The 17,943-nt window shown below is 67.7% G+C and carries 18 protein-coding genes; 5 read left to right on the forward strand and 13 right to left on the reverse strand.

Going from position 1 to position 17,943, the window contains the following annotated elements; translation table 11 throughout:
* Positions 1–3: 3 nt before the first annotated feature.
* Genes WDLP6_RS02675 through WDLP6_RS02685 form a run of 3 tightly spaced genes read right to left on the reverse strand, consistent with a single transcriptional unit; the run spans position 4 to position 3,695 of the window.
* Entirely contained in the window at positions 4–858 is an 855-nt protein-coding gene (locus WDLP6_RS02675) for an enoyl-CoA hydratase family protein (protein ID WP_162591093.1), read from the reverse strand.
* Positions 855–1,331, reverse strand: coding sequence for a MarR family winged helix-turn-helix transcriptional regulator (locus tag WDLP6_RS02680; protein ID WP_162591094.1), 477 nt, complete (start codon positions 1,329–1,331; stop codon positions 855–857). The genes WDLP6_RS02675 and WDLP6_RS02680 overlap by 4 nt, the downstream gene beginning before the upstream one ends.
* Positions 1,332–3,695, reverse strand: coding sequence for a bifunctional salicylyl-CoA 5-hydroxylase/oxidoreductase (locus WDLP6_RS02685; RefSeq protein ID WP_162591095.1), 2,364 nt, complete (start codon positions 3,693–3,695; stop codon positions 1,332–1,334).
* A gap of 99 nt (positions 3,696–3,794) precedes the next feature.
* Between WDLP6_RS02685 and WDLP6_RS02690 the strand changes: the two genes are divergently transcribed.
* Entirely contained in the window at positions 3,795–5,063 is a 1,269-nt protein-coding gene (locus WDLP6_RS02690) for a class I SAM-dependent methyltransferase (RefSeq protein WP_162591096.1), read from the forward strand.
* Between the two features lie 6 nt (positions 5,064–5,069).
* Positions 5,070–5,396, forward strand: coding sequence for a DUF1840 domain-containing protein (locus WDLP6_RS02695; RefSeq protein WP_162591097.1), 327 nt, complete (start codon positions 5,070–5,072; stop codon positions 5,394–5,396).
* Positions 5,397–5,508: 112 nt separating this feature from the next.
* Here the strand turns inward: WDLP6_RS02695 and WDLP6_RS02700 are convergent, their stop codons facing one another.
* Together WDLP6_RS02700 and WDLP6_RS02705 are read right to left on the reverse strand one after the other, a co-directional pair.
* Entirely contained in the window at positions 5,509–6,525 is a 1,017-nt protein-coding gene (locus WDLP6_RS02700) for a Bug family tripartite tricarboxylate transporter substrate binding protein (protein WP_162591098.1), read from the reverse strand.
* Positions 6,526–6,647: 122 nt separating this feature from the next.
* Positions 6,648–7,571: a LysR family transcriptional regulator gene (locus WDLP6_RS02705; protein WP_162591099.1), complete on the reverse strand. Its 924-nt coding sequence runs from the start codon at positions 7,569–7,571 to the stop codon at positions 6,648–6,650.
* Between the two features lie 111 nt (positions 7,572–7,682).
* On the opposite strand from WDLP6_RS02705, the gene WDLP6_RS02710 reads away from it, so the two are divergent.
* A complete protein-coding gene (locus tag WDLP6_RS02710) occupies positions 7,683–8,459 on the forward strand; it encodes an SDR family oxidoreductase (protein ID WP_162591100.1) in 777 nt (258 codons plus the stop codon).
* A gap of 5 nt (positions 8,460–8,464) precedes the next feature.
* Here the strand turns inward: WDLP6_RS02710 and WDLP6_RS02715 are convergent, their stop codons facing one another.
* The 5 genes from WDLP6_RS02715 to WDLP6_RS02735 form a co-directional block, all read right to left on the reverse strand.
* Positions 8,465–8,941 carry a MarR family winged helix-turn-helix transcriptional regulator gene (locus WDLP6_RS02715; protein WP_162591101.1) on the reverse strand — a complete coding sequence of 159 codons (477 nt, stop codon included), beginning with the start codon at positions 8,939–8,941 and terminating at the stop codon, positions 8,465–8,467.
* Entirely contained in the window at positions 8,938–9,945 is a 1,008-nt protein-coding gene (locus WDLP6_RS02720; protein WP_232077402.1) for an alpha-ketoacid dehydrogenase subunit beta, read from the reverse strand. Before WDLP6_RS02720 ends, WDLP6_RS02715 begins: the two co-directional genes overlap by 4 nt.
* A complete protein-coding gene (locus WDLP6_RS02725; RefSeq protein WP_162591102.1) occupies positions 9,942–10,961 on the reverse strand; it encodes a thiamine pyrophosphate-dependent dehydrogenase E1 component subunit alpha in 1,020 nt (339 codons plus the stop codon). Before WDLP6_RS02725 ends, WDLP6_RS02720 begins: the two co-directional genes overlap by 4 nt.
* Positions 10,962–11,054: 93 nt before the next feature.
* Complete coding sequence (locus WDLP6_RS02730; RefSeq protein WP_162591103.1) at positions 11,055–11,753, reverse strand: HAD hydrolase-like protein; 699 nt, start codon at positions 11,751–11,753, stop codon at positions 11,055–11,057.
* A gap of 41 nt (positions 11,754–11,794) precedes the next feature.
* Positions 11,795–12,565 (reverse strand): TetR/AcrR family transcriptional regulator, encoded by a 771-nt coding sequence (locus WDLP6_RS02735; protein ID WP_162591104.1) that lies wholly within the window; start codon positions 12,563–12,565, stop codon positions 11,795–11,797.
* A 77-nt stretch (positions 12,566–12,642) separates the two neighbouring features.
* Between WDLP6_RS02735 and WDLP6_RS02740 the strand changes: the two genes are divergently transcribed.
* The gene (locus WDLP6_RS02740) at positions 12,643–13,563 is read left to right on the forward strand and encodes an aminotransferase class IV (protein ID WP_162591105.1); all 921 of its coding nucleotides are present in this window, start codon (positions 12,643–12,645) and stop codon (positions 13,561–13,563) included.
* A gap of 14 nt (positions 13,564–13,577) precedes the next feature.
* On the opposite strand, the gene WDLP6_RS02745 is transcribed toward WDLP6_RS02740, so the two are convergent.
* Positions 13,578–14,807, reverse strand: coding sequence for an MFS transporter (locus tag WDLP6_RS02745; RefSeq protein ID WP_162565667.1), 1,230 nt, complete (start codon positions 14,805–14,807; stop codon positions 13,578–13,580).
* A 115-nt stretch (positions 14,808–14,922) separates the two neighbouring features.
* A complete protein-coding gene (locus tag WDLP6_RS02750; RefSeq protein ID WP_162591106.1) occupies positions 14,923–15,600 on the reverse strand; it encodes a methyltransferase family protein in 678 nt (225 codons plus the stop codon).
* Between the two features lie 39 nt (positions 15,601–15,639).
* On the opposite strand from WDLP6_RS02750, the gene WDLP6_RS02755 reads away from it, so the two are divergent.
* Entirely contained in the window at positions 15,640–16,038 is a 399-nt protein-coding gene (locus WDLP6_RS02755; protein ID WP_197910131.1) for an FAD-dependent oxidoreductase, read from the forward strand.
* A gap of 341 nt (positions 16,039–16,379) precedes the next feature.
* Here WDLP6_RS02755 and WDLP6_RS02760 read toward each other — a convergent pair whose 3' ends face one another.
* On the reverse strand, positions 16,380–17,900 hold the full coding sequence (locus WDLP6_RS02760; protein ID WP_232076942.1) for an MFS transporter: 1,521 nt from the start codon (positions 17,898–17,900) through the stop codon (positions 16,380–16,382).
* Positions 17,901–17,943: the final 43 nt, after the last annotated feature.

Genomic DNA, 17,943 nt, shown 5'->3' on the forward strand with positions numbered 1-17,943 from the left:
GCGTCAGTCTCCGCCGAACACCGGCTTGCGCTTGGCCGCGAAGGCTTCATAGGCGCGCTTGAAGTCCTCGGTCTGCATGCAGATCGCCTGCGCCTGCGCCTCGGCCTCGATGGCCTGGTCGATGGTCATGGCCCATTCGTGCGCCAGCATGGTCTTGGTCATGCCGTGCGCGAAGCCCGGGCCTTCGGTGAGTTCGCGCGCCATCGCGGTCGCGGCGCCGAGCAGCGCATCGCTTTCGTGCAGCGCGTTGAAGAAGCCCCAGGCATGGCCTTCCTGCGCCGTCATCGCGCGGCCGGTGAAGAGCAGCTCCGATGCGCGGCCCTGCCCGATCACGCGCGGCAGCAGCGCGCAGGCGCCCATGTCGGCGCCCGCCAGCCCGACGCGCGTGAAGAGGAAGGCCGTGCGCGTGGCAGGCGTGCCATAGCGCAGGTCGCAGGCCAGCGCGATCATCGCGCCGGCGCCGGCGCAGACGCCGTCGATCGCACCGACGATCGGCTGCGGGCAATGGCGGATCGCCTTCACCAGGTCGCCCGTCATGCGCGTGAACTCGAGCAACTCGGGCATGCGCATGCGCGTCAGCGGCCCGATGATCTCGTGCACATCGCCGCCCGAGCAGAAGTTGCCGCCGGCGCCGTTGACGACGATCGCCTTCACATCGGTCGCGTAGTTCAGCGCGCGGAACAGGTCGCGCAGTTCGGCGTACGAGTCGAAAGTCAGCGGGTTCTTGCGTTCGGGGCGGTTCAGCGTGACCGTGCCCACGCCCGCGTCGAAGGACCAGGAGAAATGCTTCGCCGCATAGCCGGCCTTGGGTTCGAACTGGGCGCGCATGGGATTGTCCGCGCCGATGTAATGCTTCATGTGGCCTCCGCCATTTGTTGATGGGAGTGTTGCTTGACCTTGCCGAGCAGCCGGTGCAGCTGCGCGATTTCCTTGCCGTTCAGCGCCGCGAAGGCATCGACGATCCAGTCCTCGTGCGCTTGTGCCATGTCGTTGAAGAGCTTGCGGCCGCGCGAGGTGAGGCGCACCCGCCATGCACGGCGGTCGCCCGCGACATCCACGCGCTCGACCAGTCCTTCGGCCACCAGCTGGTCGGTGATGCCGGTGACGTTGCCGCCCGTGACCATCATCCGGCGCGACAGCTCGTTCATCTTCAGGCCGTCGGGCGAGCGCTCCAGCTGCGCCATCAGGTCGAAGCGGGGCAGGGTGGTGGCGAACTGTTCGCGCAGGCCGTTGCGCACCTGCTTCTCGACCAGCTGGGTGCAGGTCATGAGGCGCAGCCAGAGCCGCAACTCGTCGGGGTGTTCGCTGTGGGCTCTTGCTTCGAGGTCCATTCAGTGTTCCTCCTCGGTGTTGCGCTGCGGGGCTGCGTCGGCCATGGCCGCCGCCAGCGCCTGCTGCTTGGCGATCTCGCGGTACATCTGGTCGCGGCCGCTCAGGTACTGCTTCGGCCACTCGACATCGTGGCTCTGCAGCTTGGCGGCTTCGTGCAGCGTCCATGCAGGGTCGGCCAGGTGCGGCCGCGCGATCGCGCACAGGTCGGCACGGCCGGCCGCGATGATGCTGTTGGCCTGGTCGGCGTCGGTGATGGCGCCGACCGCGATGGTCGCGATGCCGACCTCGTTGCGGATGCGGTCGGCGAAGGGCGTCTGGTACATGCGCCCGTACACCGGCTTGGCCGCGCGCGTGGTCTGGCCCGACGACACGTCGATGAAGTCGCAGCCCGCTTCCTTGAACAGGCGCGCGACCACGACCGCGTCGGCATCGGTGTTGCCGCCGGGCGCCCAGTCGTGGGCCGAGATGCGCACGCTCATCGGCCGCTCGGCCGGCCATACGGCGCGCATCGCGCGGAACACCTCGAGCGGATAGCGGCAGCGGTTGCCGATGTCGCCGCCGTATTTGTCGCTGCGCAGGTTGGTCAGCGGGCTGATGAAGGACGACAGCAGGTAGCCGTGCGCGCAGTGGAGTTCGAGCCAGTCGAAGCCGGCCTCGGCCGCGCGCCGCGTGGAGTCGACGAACTGGTCGCGCAGGTGGTCCATGTCGGCGCGCGTCATCTCGGCGGGCAGCTGGTTCTGTTCGCCGTAGGCCAATGCGCTGGCGGACAGCAGCGGCCAGTTGCCTTCTTCCAGCGGCTCGTCGGTGCCTTCCCAGCCCAGGCGCGTCGAGCCCTTGGCGCCGCTGTGGCCGAGCTGCATGGCGATCTTCGCGCTCGACTGCGTGTGCACGAACTCGACGATGCGCTTGAAGGCGGCGGACTGCGCGTCGTTGTACAGGCCGGTGCAGCCCGGCGTGATGCGGCCTTCGGGGGTCGGGCTGGTCATCTCGACGCACACCATCGCCGCGCCGCCGAGCGCGCGCGCGCCCAGGTGCACCAGCAGGAAGTCCTGCGGCACGCCGTCTACCGCGCTGTAGGTCGCCATCGGCGAGACGACGATGCGGTTCTTGAGCGTGAGGCCGCGCACCGTGAGCGGCATGAACATCGGTGCCAGCGGCTTGCCGCCGGCCAGCCATTGCTCGTAGCCGCCCAGCCATTGCGTGTCGCGCAGGCGCAGGTTCTCGTGGCTGATGCGCTGCGAGCGCGTCAAGAGCGAATAGGCGAACTGCTCGATCTGCATGCCGGTGTAGCGCGGCACGTTCTCGAACCATTCGGTCGAGTTGCGCGCCGCGTTCTGGATCTTGAGCACTTCGACGCTGCGCCGCGCCTCGTAGGCCTCGAGCACCTGGTCGACGCTGCCGCCGCGCTCGAACTCGCCGGCCAGGTCGATCGCATCCTCGAGCGCGAGCTTGGTGCCCGAGCCGATCGAGAAGTGCGCGGTGTGGGCCGCATCGCCCATGAGCACCACGGGCACCGACCTGCCGCCGACGTCGACGCGGTGCGTCCAGTGCTGGCAGACCACGCGCGGGAAACGGATCCAGTTGGCCGAGCCGCGCAGGTGGGTGGCATTGCTGATCAGCGCATGGCGGTCGAGGTACTTGGCGAACAGCTGCTCGCAGAACGCGATCGCCTCGGGCTGCTCCATCTTGTCGAGGCCATGCGCCTGCCACACCGCTTCGGGCGTCTCGACGATGAAGGTCGAGGTCTTGTCGTCGAACTGGTAGGCATGCGCCTGGAACCAGCCGTGCTCGGTCTGCTCGAACGCGAAGGTGAAGGCATCGAAGGTCTGGTGCGTGCCGAGCCACACGAAGCGGCACTGGCGCAGATCGATGTCGGGCTGGAACACCTCCTGGTAGCGCTGGCGGATGCGGCTGTTGAGGCCGTCGCTGGCGATCACGAGGTCGGCGCCGTACTGCGCGGCCAGCGCTTGGTCGTCGGTCGCGTCGGTCTCGAACACCAGGTCGACGCCGAGCGCGAGGCAGCGCTCCTGCAGGATGTTCAGGAGGCGCTTGCGGCCGATGCCGCAGAAGCCGTGGCCGCCCGAGCGCACCTGCCGTCCCTTGAAGAACACCTGGATGTCGTCCCAGTGATGGAATTCCCGGCCGATGATCGCCGCGGTCTCGGCATCGGCGGCCGCGAGGTTGGCCAGCGTCTGGTCGCTCAGCACCACGCCCCAGCCGAAGGTGTCGAAGGGGCGATTGCGCTCGATGACGGTGACCTGCAACTCGGGTCGTCGCGCCTTCATCAGGAGCGCGAAGTAGAGGCCGGCGGGGCCGCCACCGATGCACAGGACACGCTGGAGTTCTGCCGTTGAGCTATTCATGGATAAATAGTTTAGACCTAAACAATCAAATGTCAACGTCAAAAGGTCTTTTGAAGGGGCCGGTTGACGAGCGCCCGCGCGCTGGGAAAAATCCCCGGCATGCAAAGCCTGATACCAAAAATAGAGTCCCAGCTTTCATCCCTGCCGGTGCCGATCACGCTGCAATTGCCCGATGGCAGACGGGTGGCGAAGCCGGGCTCGCGCGTCACCCTGGCCTTCACCGAATGGTCCGTGCTCGCCAAGCTGGCGGCCAAGCAGGTCGGTGCGATCGGCGAGGCGTATGTCGAAGGCCGGGTCCAGATCGAGGGCGCGATGCGCGACCTGATCGACGCCACGGTTGGCATGTTGCCGGGCAATCCGGCCGAGACCAACACCGGCTGGTGGTCCCGCCTTCAGCGGCGTGCCAAGTCCCACGGTGCGCACTCACTGCGCAAGGATGCGGCGCAGATCGAGTTCCACTACGATGTCTCCGATGACTTCTACGCGCTGTGGCTCGATCCGCGGCGTGTCTATTCCTGCGCCTACTTCCGCGAGCCGGAGTTGACGCTGGCGCAGGCGCAGGAGGCCAAGCTCGACCATATCTGCCGCAAGCTCATGCTGCAGCCGGGCGACCGCTATCTCGACGTCGGCTCAGGCTGGGGCGGCCTGCTGCTGTGGGCGGCCGAGCACTACGGCGTCGACGCGACCGGCATCACGCTCTCCAAGAACCAGCACGCGCACGTGCAGCGCCTGATCGAAGAGAAGGGCCTGCAGGGCCGCGTGCGTGTCGAACTGCTCGACTACCGCAAGCTCGACGAAGCGCGGCCTTTCGACAAGATCTCCTCGGTCGGCATGCTGGAGCACGTCGGCAGCGCCAACATGCCGACTTACTTCGGCAAGCTCCATGCGCTGCTCAAACCCGGCGGGCTGGTGCTCAACCACGGCATCACCTCGGGTCAACTCGACTACCGGCAGCTCGGCGCCGGCATGGGCGATTTCATCGAGAAGTACATCTTCCCGGGCGGCGAACTGCTGCACGTGACGCATCTGCTGCGCGACACGGCGGCGGCCGGCCTCGAGATGGTCGATACCGAGAGCCTGCGACCGCACTATGCGCGCACGCTCTGGGCGTGGTCGGACACGCTCGAGTCCAAGCTCGACCAGGCGCGCGAGGTGCTGCAGCGCGCCGGCGGCCGGCAGGGCGCCAACGCGGAGCGCATCCTGCGGGCCTATCGTTTGTACCTGGCGGGTTCGGCGATGAGCTTCGAGCAGGGCTGGATCTCGCTGCACCAGATGCTGTCGACCCGGCCCGATGGCAAGGCGCAAGGTCGTACGCTGCGCGGCTCACAATCGGTGTACCCTTTTGTCCGGGACTACATCTACAACTAAGCCGCCATGCTCTATCGATTCAAATCACAAGCGACCGCCGATGTCGTGATGCTCGAAGCCAATGCCCGCCAGTTGCTGGAGATCATCGGCAAGTCTTCCGCGCCCAAGGGCATCATCACGGTCGACCAGATGTCGGCCGCCGTGTCCGCGCTCGAAGCGGCGATCAAGGACGATGCCGTCCAGAACCGCCACAACCACGATGCCTTCGCGGTGGAGAACCATGCGAGCGAGGCCGAGTTGCAGCACGTGGGCCTGCACCAGCGCGCCGCGCCGCTGATCGACATGCTCAAGCGCTCCCAGGCCGAGAGCAAGGACATCGTCTGGGGGGTTTAGAGCTCGCCCCCAGACTTCGCGCACTTCGTGTCGCTTCGCCTTCCCCCTACCGGGGGCAAGACCTGCGGCCCGGCCCAGCCGGTTCCGCGGTATTCCTGGAAGGGGTCGCAGGCTAGTCGACGGTTGCGCCGGACGCCTTCACCACTTTCGCCCACTTGACGTGTTCGCTGGCGATGAGCTTCGAGAATTCGGCGGGGGTGTTGCCGCTCGGCAGGGCGCCCTGGGCCAGCATCTTCTCCTTGATGGCCGGAGTGCCGAGCGACTTGGCGACTTCCTGCTGGATGCGGTTGACGATGTCGGGCGAGGTGCCGGCGGGCGCGAGCAGGCCGAACCAGGAGCTGGCCTCGTAGCCCTTGAGGGCCGGGCCGCCGGCTTCCTCGACGGTCGGGATGTCGGGCAGCGCCGGCGAGCGCTGGGCGCTGGTCACAGCGAGCGCCTTGAGCTTGCCGCCCTTGATCTGGGCCATCGACGAGGGCAGGTTGTCGAACATCACATCGGCATTGCCGCCCACGAGGTCGAGCAGGGCCGGCGCCGATCCGCGGTAGGGAATGTGCACCATGTAGCTGCCGGTCATGCTCTTGAAGAGTTCGCCGGCCAGGTGGATCGAGGTGCCGCTGCCGCTCGACGCCATGTTGAGCTTGCCCGGATGCGACTTGGCATAGGCCACGAAGTCGGCGACGTTGTTGATCTTCAGCGCGCGGGCCTTGTCGGCGTTCATCTCCATCACATTGGGCACGGCCGCCACCAGCGTGATCGGCGCGAAATCCTTGATCGGATCGAAGGGCAGCTTCGGGTACAGCGCGCGGTTGATGCCGTGCGTGCCGACGGTGCCCATCAGCAGCGTGTAGCCGTCGTTCGGCGCCTTGGCCACGATCTCGGCGCCGACGTTGCCGCCCGCGCCCGCGCGGTTGTCGACGAAGAACTGCTGGCCGAAGGCCTTCGCCAGTTCGGGCGCCACGGCGCGCGCGAGGATGTCGGTGGTGCCGCCCGGCGCGAAGGGCACCACGATGCGCACCGGCTTGGTCGGCCAGGCGGCTTGCGCGCCCGCGGGGTGGGCGGCGAACACCATTGTGCCGAAGGCGGCGAGCGCGAGCACGGTGCGGCGGCGGGGCAGGGACAGGACGGGCATGCTTTTTCCTTGGTGGGCCGGCGGTCTTCGGTGACGCGTGACCATCACGCAGGAAGTCGCCCGCATGGCGCTGTGTTGTACAGGCGCGTGCCCCGTTCGTCGCGGGTGAAAACCCCGTGCGCTCAATTGCCCTGCATGTCGCGCGCGAAGTGCCGGCTGCGGAAATGCTCGACCACGAAATCGACGAACACGCGTGTCCTCGCCGGCAACAGCTTCTTGCTGGGGTAGTAGAGCGAGATCGGCCCGGAGTCGGCCCACCACCCGGGCAGCACGCGCACCAGCGTGCCGCTTTGCAGCCGCGGCAGCGCGAACGGCATCGGCAGCAGCGCGATGCCCAGGCCCATCACGGCCGCCTGGGCCATCGCCTCGGGGTCGCTGAAGATCACGCGCGCCCGGGTGTCGACGGCGCCCTCTTCGCCGGCCTTGTTGCGCAGGGTCCAGCTGCGTATGCGTCCCGTGGGGGACGAACGCCGCACGATGCCGTCGAACGCGGCCAGGTCCGAGGGGCGCCGCGGCATCGGCTTGCCCGCCATGTAGCCGGGTGCCGCCGCAGCGACGATGTGGATGCGCGCCAGTTCGCGCGCCACCACACCCGGCGTGAGCTCGATGCCGCCGCCGATGGCCGCGTCGAAACCCTCGCCGATCAGGTCGACCTGCCGGTTGTCGAAATGCCAGTCGGGCAGCACCGCCGGATAGCGCGCGAGAAATCCGTCGAGCAAGGGCACGACGTAGTCACGCCCGAAAGCCTGGCCCATGCTGACCTTGAGTGTGCCGGCCGGCTGGCCATCGTCCTTGGCCACGCTGGCCACCGCATCCGACAGCGTACTCAGCGCGCCGCCGATCTCGCGCAGCAGCCGCTCGCCGCCCTCGCTCAGGGTCAGCCGGCGCGTGCTGCGCTGGAACAGGCGCACGCCGAGGCCGGCTTCGAGCCGCGCCACGTTCTTGCTCACGGCGGCCGGCGTCAGCCCGAGCTGGCGCGCGGCGGCGGAGAAGCTGCCGGCCTCGGCGCTGCGGACGAAGGATTCGAGATGGCTCAAGGGCTGCATGGCGCTTATTTTCAACCCAGGGTTGAATGTGATAGGGCACTCGGGCGGCTATTCGAAGGGCAGTGGAAACCCGACACTGAAGCCATCGCCACACCACTTCAGGAGCCCGCCATGTCACTCTCCACTTCGTCTACTTCATCTTCTTCGCAGCCGGTGCTTGCCGGCAAGGCCGCCTTCGTCACCGGCGGATCGCGCGGCATCGGCGCCGCCATCGTGCGCCGGCTGGCACGCGATGGCGCTGCCGTCGCCTTCACCTACGCGAGCAACGAGGCCGCGGCCCGCGAACTCGCCGGCAGCATCGAAGCGGCCGGCGGCAGCGCGCTGCCCCTGCGCGTCGACAGCGCCGATGCGGCGGCTCTGGTCGCGGCCGTGGACCAGGCGGCGAAGACGCTCGGCCGCATCGACATCCTCGTCAACAGTGCGGGCGTGCTCAAGCTGGCCACGATCGACGCGATGTCGCTCGAAGACCTCGACCGCACGCTCGACGTCAACGTGCGCGCCGTGTTCGTCGCCACGCAGGCGGCCGTGCGCCACATGGGCGAGGGCGGCCGCGTCATCACCATCGGCAGCACCAACGCCGAGCGCATGCCTTTCGCGGGCGGCGCCGCCTATGCGATGAGCAAGTCCGCCATCACCGGCCTGACCCGCGGACTCGCGCGCGATCTGGGGCCGCGCGGCATCACGGTGAACAACGTGCAGCCCGGCCCGGTCGACACCGAGATGAACCCGGCCGATGGCCCGATGGCGGCCACCATGCACAGCTTCATGGCGCTGCAGCGTCATGGCAGCGGCGGCGAGATCGCCGGCATGGTCGCGTACCTCGCGAGCCCCGAAGCGGCTTTCGTGACCGGCGCAAGCCTGAGCATCGACGGCGGCTTCGCGGCCTGAGCCTCCTACTCGGCGTTTTCGGAGATGGATGCGATCAGCTTGTCCAGCGTCGTGTTCAACTGCCGCAGTTCCTCGGCCTCGACGCCGCTGAAGAGTTCGGCCTCGCGCTCGCGGGCCTGCACGCCGAGCACCGCGAACAGCGCCTTGCCGATGCTGCTCAGATAGAGCCGGCTGCGGCGCAGGTCCGCCGGATCCTCGTGGCGATGCAGCCGCCTGTGGCGTTGCAGTCCTGCCAGTGCGCGGCTCACCGCCATCTTGTCCAGGCCGGTCAGTTCCGCGACCTGCGTGGCCGTGAGACCCGGCTGCTTGCCCAGCACGGCCATGGTGCGCCATTCGTTGAGCGTGAGCTGATGCTGGCGGCCGACGCGCTGCTGGAACGGACGCGCCGTCAGGTTGACCACACGCACCAGCTTGAAGAAGACCGAGTCCTCGGCCCTGCGCTCGGGCGCTGCATCCGAGCCGGTGGCTTTTTCGGTGCTCATGGCTGCAGGGCCCGGGCCGCTTTCACGATCTGTTGCGCGCTCACGCGCGACTGCGCTTCGAGCACGGGCGAGTAGCCGACCGGAATCCGCGGCGCACCCAGGCGCGCGACACGACAGCCGGTCGCTTCGGCCGCGCTGGCCGCGATCTCGGCGCCAAAGCCGCCGGCCTGCACCGCCTCGTGCACCACCAGCAGACGACGTGTGCGGGCGCACGAATCGAGCATCGTGTCGCGGTCCCAGGGCCACAGCGTGCGCAGGTCGATCAGGTCGACGGCAATGCCTTCGGCCGCCAGCATTTCGCAGGCGGCGCTGCAGGCCTGCATCTGCCTGCTCCAACTCACGAGGGTCAGCGCATCGCCTTCGCGCACGCGCGCGGCCTTGCCGAGCGGCACCTCGACCGCTTCGCTCACCGGGCCTCGCACATTCCACAAGGTCTTGTGCTCGATGTAGACCACCGGGTCGCCGCATTGCAGCGCGGCGCGCAGCAGCGAATGGTTGTCCTGCGGCGTCGAGGGGCATACCACCACCACGCCCGGCAGATGCGTGAACCAGGCTTCGAGCGATTGCGAATGCTGCGCCGCCGACGCATCCCAGATGCCGCCCGGCATGCGCGCCACCAGCGGCACGCGGCCCTGGCCGCCGAACATGAAGCGGTTCTTGGCCGCCTGGTTCACCAGCTCGTCCATGCCGCACAGCGCGAAGTCGACCACGCGCATCTCGACCACAGGGCGCAGCCCCGCGAGCGCCATGCCGACGCCGGCGCCCATGATCGCGGCTTCCGAGATCGGTGTGTCGATCACGCGCTCGCTGCCGAAGTGCTGCTGCAGACCTCGGTACTGCCCGAAGATGCCGCCGCGCCCGACGTCCTCGCCGAGCACGACCACGCGCGGATCGGCTTCCATCTCGCGCCGCAATGCGAGCATGGCCGCGTCGGCATAGCTGAGTTCGTGGACGGTGGCCATCGCCGCGCGACCGGTACGCTCTTCCGCCATGCCGCTGCTCATGTCCATTGCCCGGCTCCCGTGGTCTGCACGTCGGTGAAGGCCGTGCTCGCATCCGGCCAGGGCGCGGCATCGGCGACCGCGAGCGCGGCCTCGACCTCGGCATGCGCCGCGTGCTCGAGCGCATCGAGCGACGCCGCATCGATGCCATCGGCGATCAGCCGCCTGCGTGCCCGCGCGATCGGATCGGTCTCGAGCGCAGCGGCCAGCTCGCCCGCATCGCGGTAGCCCGCGGGATCGACCGAGACGTGGCCCTTCACGCGATAGGTCAGCGCATGCAGCAGCCGCGGGCCTGCCCCGGCACGCACCTCGGCGATCAACTGTCGCGCGGCCGCATGCACGGCGAACACGTCGTTGCCGTCGACCTGCGTGGCGGCAATGTCCAATGCCTCCGCACGCGCGGAAGCGCCGTCGCCGGCGGTCATCGGGCCGCTGGCGGTGGTCGCGCTCCAGCGGTTGTCCTCGCACACGAACAGCACCGGCAGCGCGTAGACGCGCGCCCAGTTCAGCGATTCGAGAAAAGGTCCGCGGTTGATCGCACCGTCGCCGAAGAAGCAGACCGTGATCGCGTCCTTCTTCTGCAGCTTCTGTGCATGCGCCGCGCCGACCGCGATCGGCAGGCCAGCCGCGACCACGCCGTTGGCGCCCAGCATGCCGACCGAGAAATCGGCGATGTGCATCGAGCCGCCCTTGCCGCCGTTGAAGCCGGTCGCCTTGCCGAACAGCTCGCACATCATGCGCGCGAGGTCGGCGCCCTTGGCCAGCGTGTGGCCGTGGCCGCGATGGGTCGAGGTGATGCAGTCGGCGATGCGCAGATGGGCGCAGACGCCCGCCGGCACTGCCTCCTGGCCGGTGGACAGATGCAGCGGCCCGCGCACGCTGGCCACGCCCGCGGCCTCCTGGCCATAGGCGCTCACGCCGCCCTGGCTGGCGGCTTCGGCGGCGTTCTCGAAGGCGCGGATGCGCGCCATCGTGCGGTAGAGCGCCAGCCACTCGGCAGCGGAATTCGCGAAGTCCATCCTGTTTCCGGGGTACGCCCGGTGGGCGTTCGGCTGCAAATCGTATCGGCCGTGACCGAGCGCGCCGTAGCGCATTTACCCGCAGGGAATGGTCTATTTCCTCTCGCCGGCTTGGCTCACCGACCTGCTCATCTCGAATTGCGCAGCAATCCCCGGCAATCCCGACATGCCTGCCGACTCGCCGAACAGGATGTCCGGATCGTCCGGCATCGGTTCGCGCTCCCGATTGATCCAGACACAGTTCGCCCCCAGCGCCCTGCCCGGCCTCAAGTCGTACTGGAGGTTCACGGCCGCGTACAGCCAGCGATCGGAAGAGACGCCCGTCAGCTCGAGAAATCTTCTCGCGTGCGCATCGGCCGGTTTGTAGGACCGCACGTCCTGCGCGGTCACGACCAGGTCGATCAGGCAGCTGAAGTGCCTGAGCGTGCCGGTGATGAGGTCGCGATCGACGTTGGACAGGATCGCCAGCTTCCACCCCGCCCGCTTCAGTTCGAGCAATGCCTCGTTGGTGTCGGGATAGACGGGCCAGAAGGGCAGGGTCGCGGCCAGGATCTCTTCGTCGCCTGGGCCCAGCGGCAGCTGAAGGCTTCGGGCCATGCGCCGCACCGACTCCGCGAGGACCTCGCGGTAGGGCCTGTAAGCCTCCTGCATCTCGATCTCGCCTTCGATCTTCCGGTGCAGGGAGAGCATGTCGGCACCTCGGCCAGGTGCAACGATCTCCAGCGAATTTCCCATGCCGGTGCGCCAGTCGACCAGCGTGCCGTAGCAGTCGAACGTGATCCACTTGTCCATGTCAGCTCCTGTAGGTGAGTCAACCGCTCTCGTCTTCGGCCTCAGCGTGCCCGGGGCGTCATCCTGCGCAAGGCACGGCTGCGCGATTCCAATCCCCTGAGTACGACATCGACCCAGGCGTCGAAGCTGCTGTCGAGCGGCCGCTCCTGACCGCTCGACCAACGCAGCAGGAAGGTGCGATTGCGAAGCGTCGCCGCATGTTCGCCGAGCCGCGGATGGTGCAGCGGGTCGATGGCGTCGATCCGCGCGCGGCAATCGGCTTCCCACGACGCGTCCGCGCCGTCGGGCGCCGTCGACAACTCGAGGGTCGCGAAGCCGCACATCGCGGCGATCACGACATTGAAGGCGTCGACCAGTGCGTCACCCTCGAAGCGCGCATCCTCCAGCGCTGCGACCACATGTTCCAGCAGTGGCGCGTCGAATGCGGCGTTGTACGCCAACTGGCTGGCCACCGCAGGCGCCAGCGTCGGATGGCGGCGCAGCGCGGCGCGGAACTTCCTCAGCAGCGCGCCCAGCCGAAGCTGCCAATCGCCTGCCGGCAGATCGTCGGCCACGCCTTCGAGTGCGATGCCGATGGCGCCGGCGACCAGCGCTTCGCGGTTCGGCACGTGCCAGTAGATGGCGGCCGGGAAGACGCCCAGCGCGGCCGCCAGATCGCGGATGCCGAAGTTGGCGAGGCCCTTCTCGCCGATCAGCGCCAGCGCTGCATGCAGGATGCGATCGCGACCGAGACTCGGCCCATTGGCATCCGCGCGCGGGCGGCCCGGACCGGCTCGCGGCGGCTTCTTCTTTCTGGTGGCGGTGGCCGGCATCGGTCGATTCTAGTTGCTTATTGAGCCGTGTTCAATTTTAATTGAACTTCGTTCAATTCACATGAAGGAGTCCCGCCATGCCAGTGCCACCCAAGCTGCCGGTCCATCAGTTCGATGGCGGCTGCGTCTTCATCGACGGCGCCTACGCGCCGCTCTCGGAAGCCAAGATCTCGATGTTCGATTGGGGCTTCACGCGCTCCGACGTCACGTACGACGTCGCGACCGCCTGGCGCGGCAGCTTCTTCCGCCTCGACGCGCACATGGACCGATTCTTCGAGAGCCTGGGCAAGATGCATCTGGCAATACCCTTCGACCGTGCCGAGCTGCGCGAGATCCTGCACGGCTGCGTGCGCGCCGGCGGCCTCCAGGATGCCTACGTGGCGATGGTCTGCACGCGCGGCGTGCCCCCGCGTGGCGCGCGCGATCCCCGGCAGGCGCAGAACCGCTTCTATGCCTATGCGCTGCCCTACGTCTGGATCGCGTCGCGCGAGAAGCAGCAGGCCGGCATCGACCTGCATGTGAGCGAACGCCTGCGCATCGCTCCCGAGTCGGTCGATCCGACGGTCAAGAACTACCATTGGATCGACCTGGTGCAATCGATGTTCGACGCCTACGACCGTGGCCACGACACCAGCTGCGTGCTGGACGCCGCCGGCAACGTCACCGAAGGCCCGGGATTCAATGTCTTCGCGGTCAAGGACGGCGTGGTGCACACGGCCGGGCGCGGTGTGCTGGAAGGCATCTCGCGCCGAACCGCCATCGAGCTGTGTCGGCGCCTGGACATTCCGCTTCGCATCGAGCCTCTGCCGGTGGCCTTGCTGCGCGACGCGGACGAGGTCTTCCTCACATCAAGCGGCGGCGGCGTGCTGCCCATCGCGAAGATCGATGGACGGCCGCTGCCTGCTTTTCCCGGTCCCGTCACCGCCCGCCTTCGAGACGGCTACTGGGCCCTGCACGACGAGCCCGCCTTCAGCGACCCGGTGGACTACGCCGCGTGAGGCGCGTCACATTCTCAAGCCCCCGCACTCGCCAAGTCCGCCCCGCGCCGACCGCGCGCATCCGTCACGGCCCATGCAAAGACGCCCATGCCCGCCACCGCCAGCAGCGCGCCGACCCAGCCGGTCGAGGTCCAGCCAAGCCCGGCATCGATGGCCACGCCGCCCAGCCATGCGCCGAGCGCATTGGCCAGGTTGAAGGCCGAATGGTTGAGCGCCGCGGCCAGGGTCTGGGCGTCGCCGGCCACGTCCATCAGGCGGATCTGCAAGGCCGGCGCGATGGCGACGATGGTGCCGAGCAGCAGCACGTTGATCGATGCCGTGAGCCAGTGGTGCGACGACCAGATGAAAGCCAGCAGCACCACGGCCGAATAGACGATCACGCCGCCGATGGTCCGCATCAGCGCCTTGTCCGCCAGGCGCGCGCCGACCAGGTTGCCCAGCACCATGCCGACGCCGAAGAGCGCCAGCACCAGCGGCACATGCTCCACGCTCATGCCCGCCACCTCGGTCAGGGTCGGCTTGATGTAGCTGAACACCGCGAACATGCCGCCGAAGCCGATGGCGCCGATGCCCAGGGTGAGCCAGACCTGCTTGCGCTTGAGCGCATCCAGCTCGCGCAGCGGGCTGGCGCCCTGCGTCGGCTGCAGGTTCGGCACGTCGCGCCAGATCATCGCCACCGCCAGCAACGCGATCACCGCCACGAAGACGAAGGCGGCGCGCCACCCGTAGTGCTGCCCGAGCCAGGCCGCGATCGGCACGCCCGCGAGCGTCGCACCGGTGAGCCCCAGCATCACCAGCCCGACCGCGCGCGCGCGCCGCCCGGGCGGTGCCAACGCGGCTGCGACCAGTGCCGCCACGCCGAAGTAAGTGCCGTGCGGCAAGCCGCTGGCGAAGCGCAGCAACAGCAGGGAAGGGTAGCCGGGCGCCGCCGCGCTCGCGAAGTTGCCGATCGCGAAGGCCAGCATCAAAGCCATCAGCAGGTTGCGCCGGCCCCATCCGGCGGCCAGCACCGCCAGCACGGGCGCGCCGATCACCACGCCCATCGCATAGGCGCTGATCGCATGGCCGGCCTGCGGGATGCTGACGCCGATGTCGCGCGCCACCTCCGGCAGCAGGCCCATGATGACGAACTCCCCGGTGCCGATGGCGAAACCGCCGACGCCGAGGGCGAGGATCGCCCGCAGCATGCGGGATTCGCTGGTGGGCGCGGAGGGGGAGGCGGCTTCGGCGGGTGCGGGGCTCATTGAGCGGTGATCCTGGGGTTAACCCTTATTTTATTGTCTTCAGCGATAACCCATCGGAGGCTTCGGTCATCTCACTCGACTGAAGCGTCGAGTTCGGAATGGCCGCCCCCCCCGCCTACCAGACATACGGAATGAGGCGATGGCGCACACGGCTTGCGTAGTCGCTGTAGCCGGGAAGATCGCGGCGCAAGACCCTTTCCTCATCAAGAAGCCGCCAGAAAAGCACCGGCAGGACGAGCGGGACGAGACAGATCGTGAGCCACGAGCCGAGTGCCAGCGGCATGCCGATGAAAAGCCAGAGTGCGCCGGCGTACATGGGATGACGCACATGCGCGTAGGGGCCGCTGTCGATCACTCTTTGATCGTCCGCGACACTGATGTTGGCTGCTGCATAGCTATTGACCTTCAGCACCCAGAAGATAAAGAGGAATGACAATACGACCACGATGTTCCCTGCAAGGGACAGGTACGCGGGCACCGGCGAGACGCCAAAGCGGTGATCGAGCGGAGGCAGGATAATGAAAACAAAGAACGCGAAGATGATGAGCGACACGATGATCTTCTGCGACCACTCTTTCTCATGCTGTGGTCCGGCATTCATGCGGCGCTCGAGAAGCGGCCTGTCGTAGAGAGCGAGATAGACGGTGAAGCCGATGGTCGAGACGGAAAAGACGGCGATAAAAAGCCAGCCTTGCCAGTACCGCCACGTGCCCGCGGGCAGGAAAATGAAGGCGACGAACACGGCCATCCCCGCAACCCCATGCGCGATGGCTTTCTTGTAGAGCGGATCCATGGATACGTGTCGAGCAGACGCCGGGGATCGGAGTCGAGAGTGAGCCATCGTAAGGCGGCCAGACTTGCGGTGATCGGACGTGGTCTGATCGGGTCGGTGGCTGCGCGACATCTGTCCAGGATGGGCCACGATGTCGCACTGATCGGGCCCGATGAGCCGGCAGATTATTCGCGCCACGGCGGCGTCTTCGCAAGCCACTACGACGAGGGCCGTATCACGCGGAGTCTGGATTCGAACCCGTTCTGGATGCAAGCGAACCGCGCTGCGATCTCGCGTTACGGCGAGATCGCGGCGGAAAGCGGTATGGCGTTCTACCGGGAAGTCGGCGTGCTTCATGTCGGCCCTCGCGAAAGCAGCGACGTTGCAACGATTGGCCAAGTTGCCGCCGAGGCCGGGATCCTTTGCGAAGCCTACGATGCAGCAGGGCTCGCAGAGTGATTTCCGTTTTGAGATCGACGACAGCGATCCGGTCGACACTCCGCTCGAAAGCGAGACGGACATCAGGGACTGGTTCCGTTCGGGCGGATCTGTCCACGTTGCCGATGGCCTTCAAGAACAAATCCTCGATCGCATTCGCGACCTCCATTTCGAAGAACGCCGCGTCGTGCCTTGCATGGCCACCTTTGGCGACTCGGGCCTGCCCCGCATCGGACTTCTGTCCGCGCGCGTGGCCGTTGCATTCGGCTGCTACGGCAAGAGCGCGAAGTGTTCGGACGAACTGGGCCGGATCGGCGGGACGGCGCTGCTCGGTGAGGTCAGCGCAGAACTCGCGCCCTGGCCTAAGGCCACGAACTGCGTCTTGGCAGCGGTTGCGGCCAGTCGATTCTCAGCAGGCTCACCGCTCCACCGGCCAGTGCAGCCAATGCCGCGAACGTCAAGCCCCAGTGCACGGCGCGCAGCGAGGGCAACAGCGCGAACAGGAGTCCTATCCACAGGCTGCCGAGCGTCAGCCCGGTCAGCCGCGCGGTGCCCTGGGCACCTCCAGCCGCTCCACTGCGTTCCTTGGGCGCGGAGAACAGCATGTTCTGATTGTTGGGTGTCTGAAAGAATCCGAAGCCGAGACCTGCCAGACCTGTGAAGATCGCCATCGGCAGCCAGGCGTTGCCGTGAATCGGCCACGCGGCGCACAGCGCCAGGCCGAGCGCGAGGCACCCACCGCCGACTGCGCAGAGCCACCCGGTCGGCACGCGCCTGGCCAGGCGCGCCGACAACGGCGCAGCCACCATCACCGCCAGGGGCCACGGTGTCATCAGGAGGCCGGTGTCCATCGTGCTCAGACCCAGCTCGTGCTGGAAGTAGAACGGCAGCGCCACATAGCCCATCATCTGCCCGGTGAAGCAGCACACCGACGCGACGATCGACACCCGAAACGACGGCACCCGAAGAAGATCCAGCGGGATCAACGGCGCCGATTTCGGCATCTCGCGCCTCACCAGCAGAACCATGGAGACGACCGACGCGGCCAACAATGCAGCGCCGTACCACGGAGACGACGGCAGCCGGTCGCTGCCCAGCACGAAGGCGGCGAACATGATCGCGTTGAGCGCGATGCTCACGACGTCGAGGCGACGCCCGCTGACTTGCGGACGTGGCAACCCGGCACAGGCGGCCAGTACCAGCACGCCGAGCGGCAGGTTCACCGCGAAGAGCCACGGCCAGCTCGCGACGGACAGCAAGCCTGCGCCGACGGCCGGCCCGGCCGCCGAGGCGCCTGCGATCACCAGCGCGTTCCACGCAATCGCCTGACCCAGCAATCGACGCGGATAGGTGAAGCGCAACAGCGCAAGACCCAGCGACATCACCGCAGCGCTGCCCAGGCCCTGAAGGCACCTTGCCGCCACCAGCCATGGCAATGACGGCGCCAGCGCGCACAACACCGACGCCGCGGTGAACAGCGCGATGCCCGCGGCGAAAACACGGCGATAGCCCAGTCTCTCGCCCACAGCGGCAGCGGGCAGCAGGAACATCACGACCGCGAGCTGATAGGCGGTGACGATCCAGACCGCGTCGGCCGGCGCAGCGTGCAACTGCTGCGCAATGCTCGGCAATGCCACGTTGGCGATCGCGCCGTCGAGCACCACCAGCACGACCGCGCCGAGGATCGCGGCGACGGCTGCGTAGCGCCGCGGCAGTGGCAGGCCATCGAGCTCGTCTTCCGTGCCGGATCCGGTGCGGCGAGAGACCGTGGGGGCATTGGGTTCGAGGACAGGTGACAGCATGTGGAGGACCGGAGGGCGCGCTCGATTGCGCCACCTCAGCATAGGTCGACGATCCTGGCCCGCACAGAGCGTGGCGCGCATCTTGTTCCTGCATGCGGCGCCCGTCCCGCGCTCACGAATCGTG

The sequence above is a fragment of the Variovorax sp. PBL-E5 genome (assembly GCF_901827185.1).
GTDB lineage: Bacteria > Pseudomonadota > Gammaproteobacteria > Burkholderiales > Burkholderiaceae_C > Variovorax.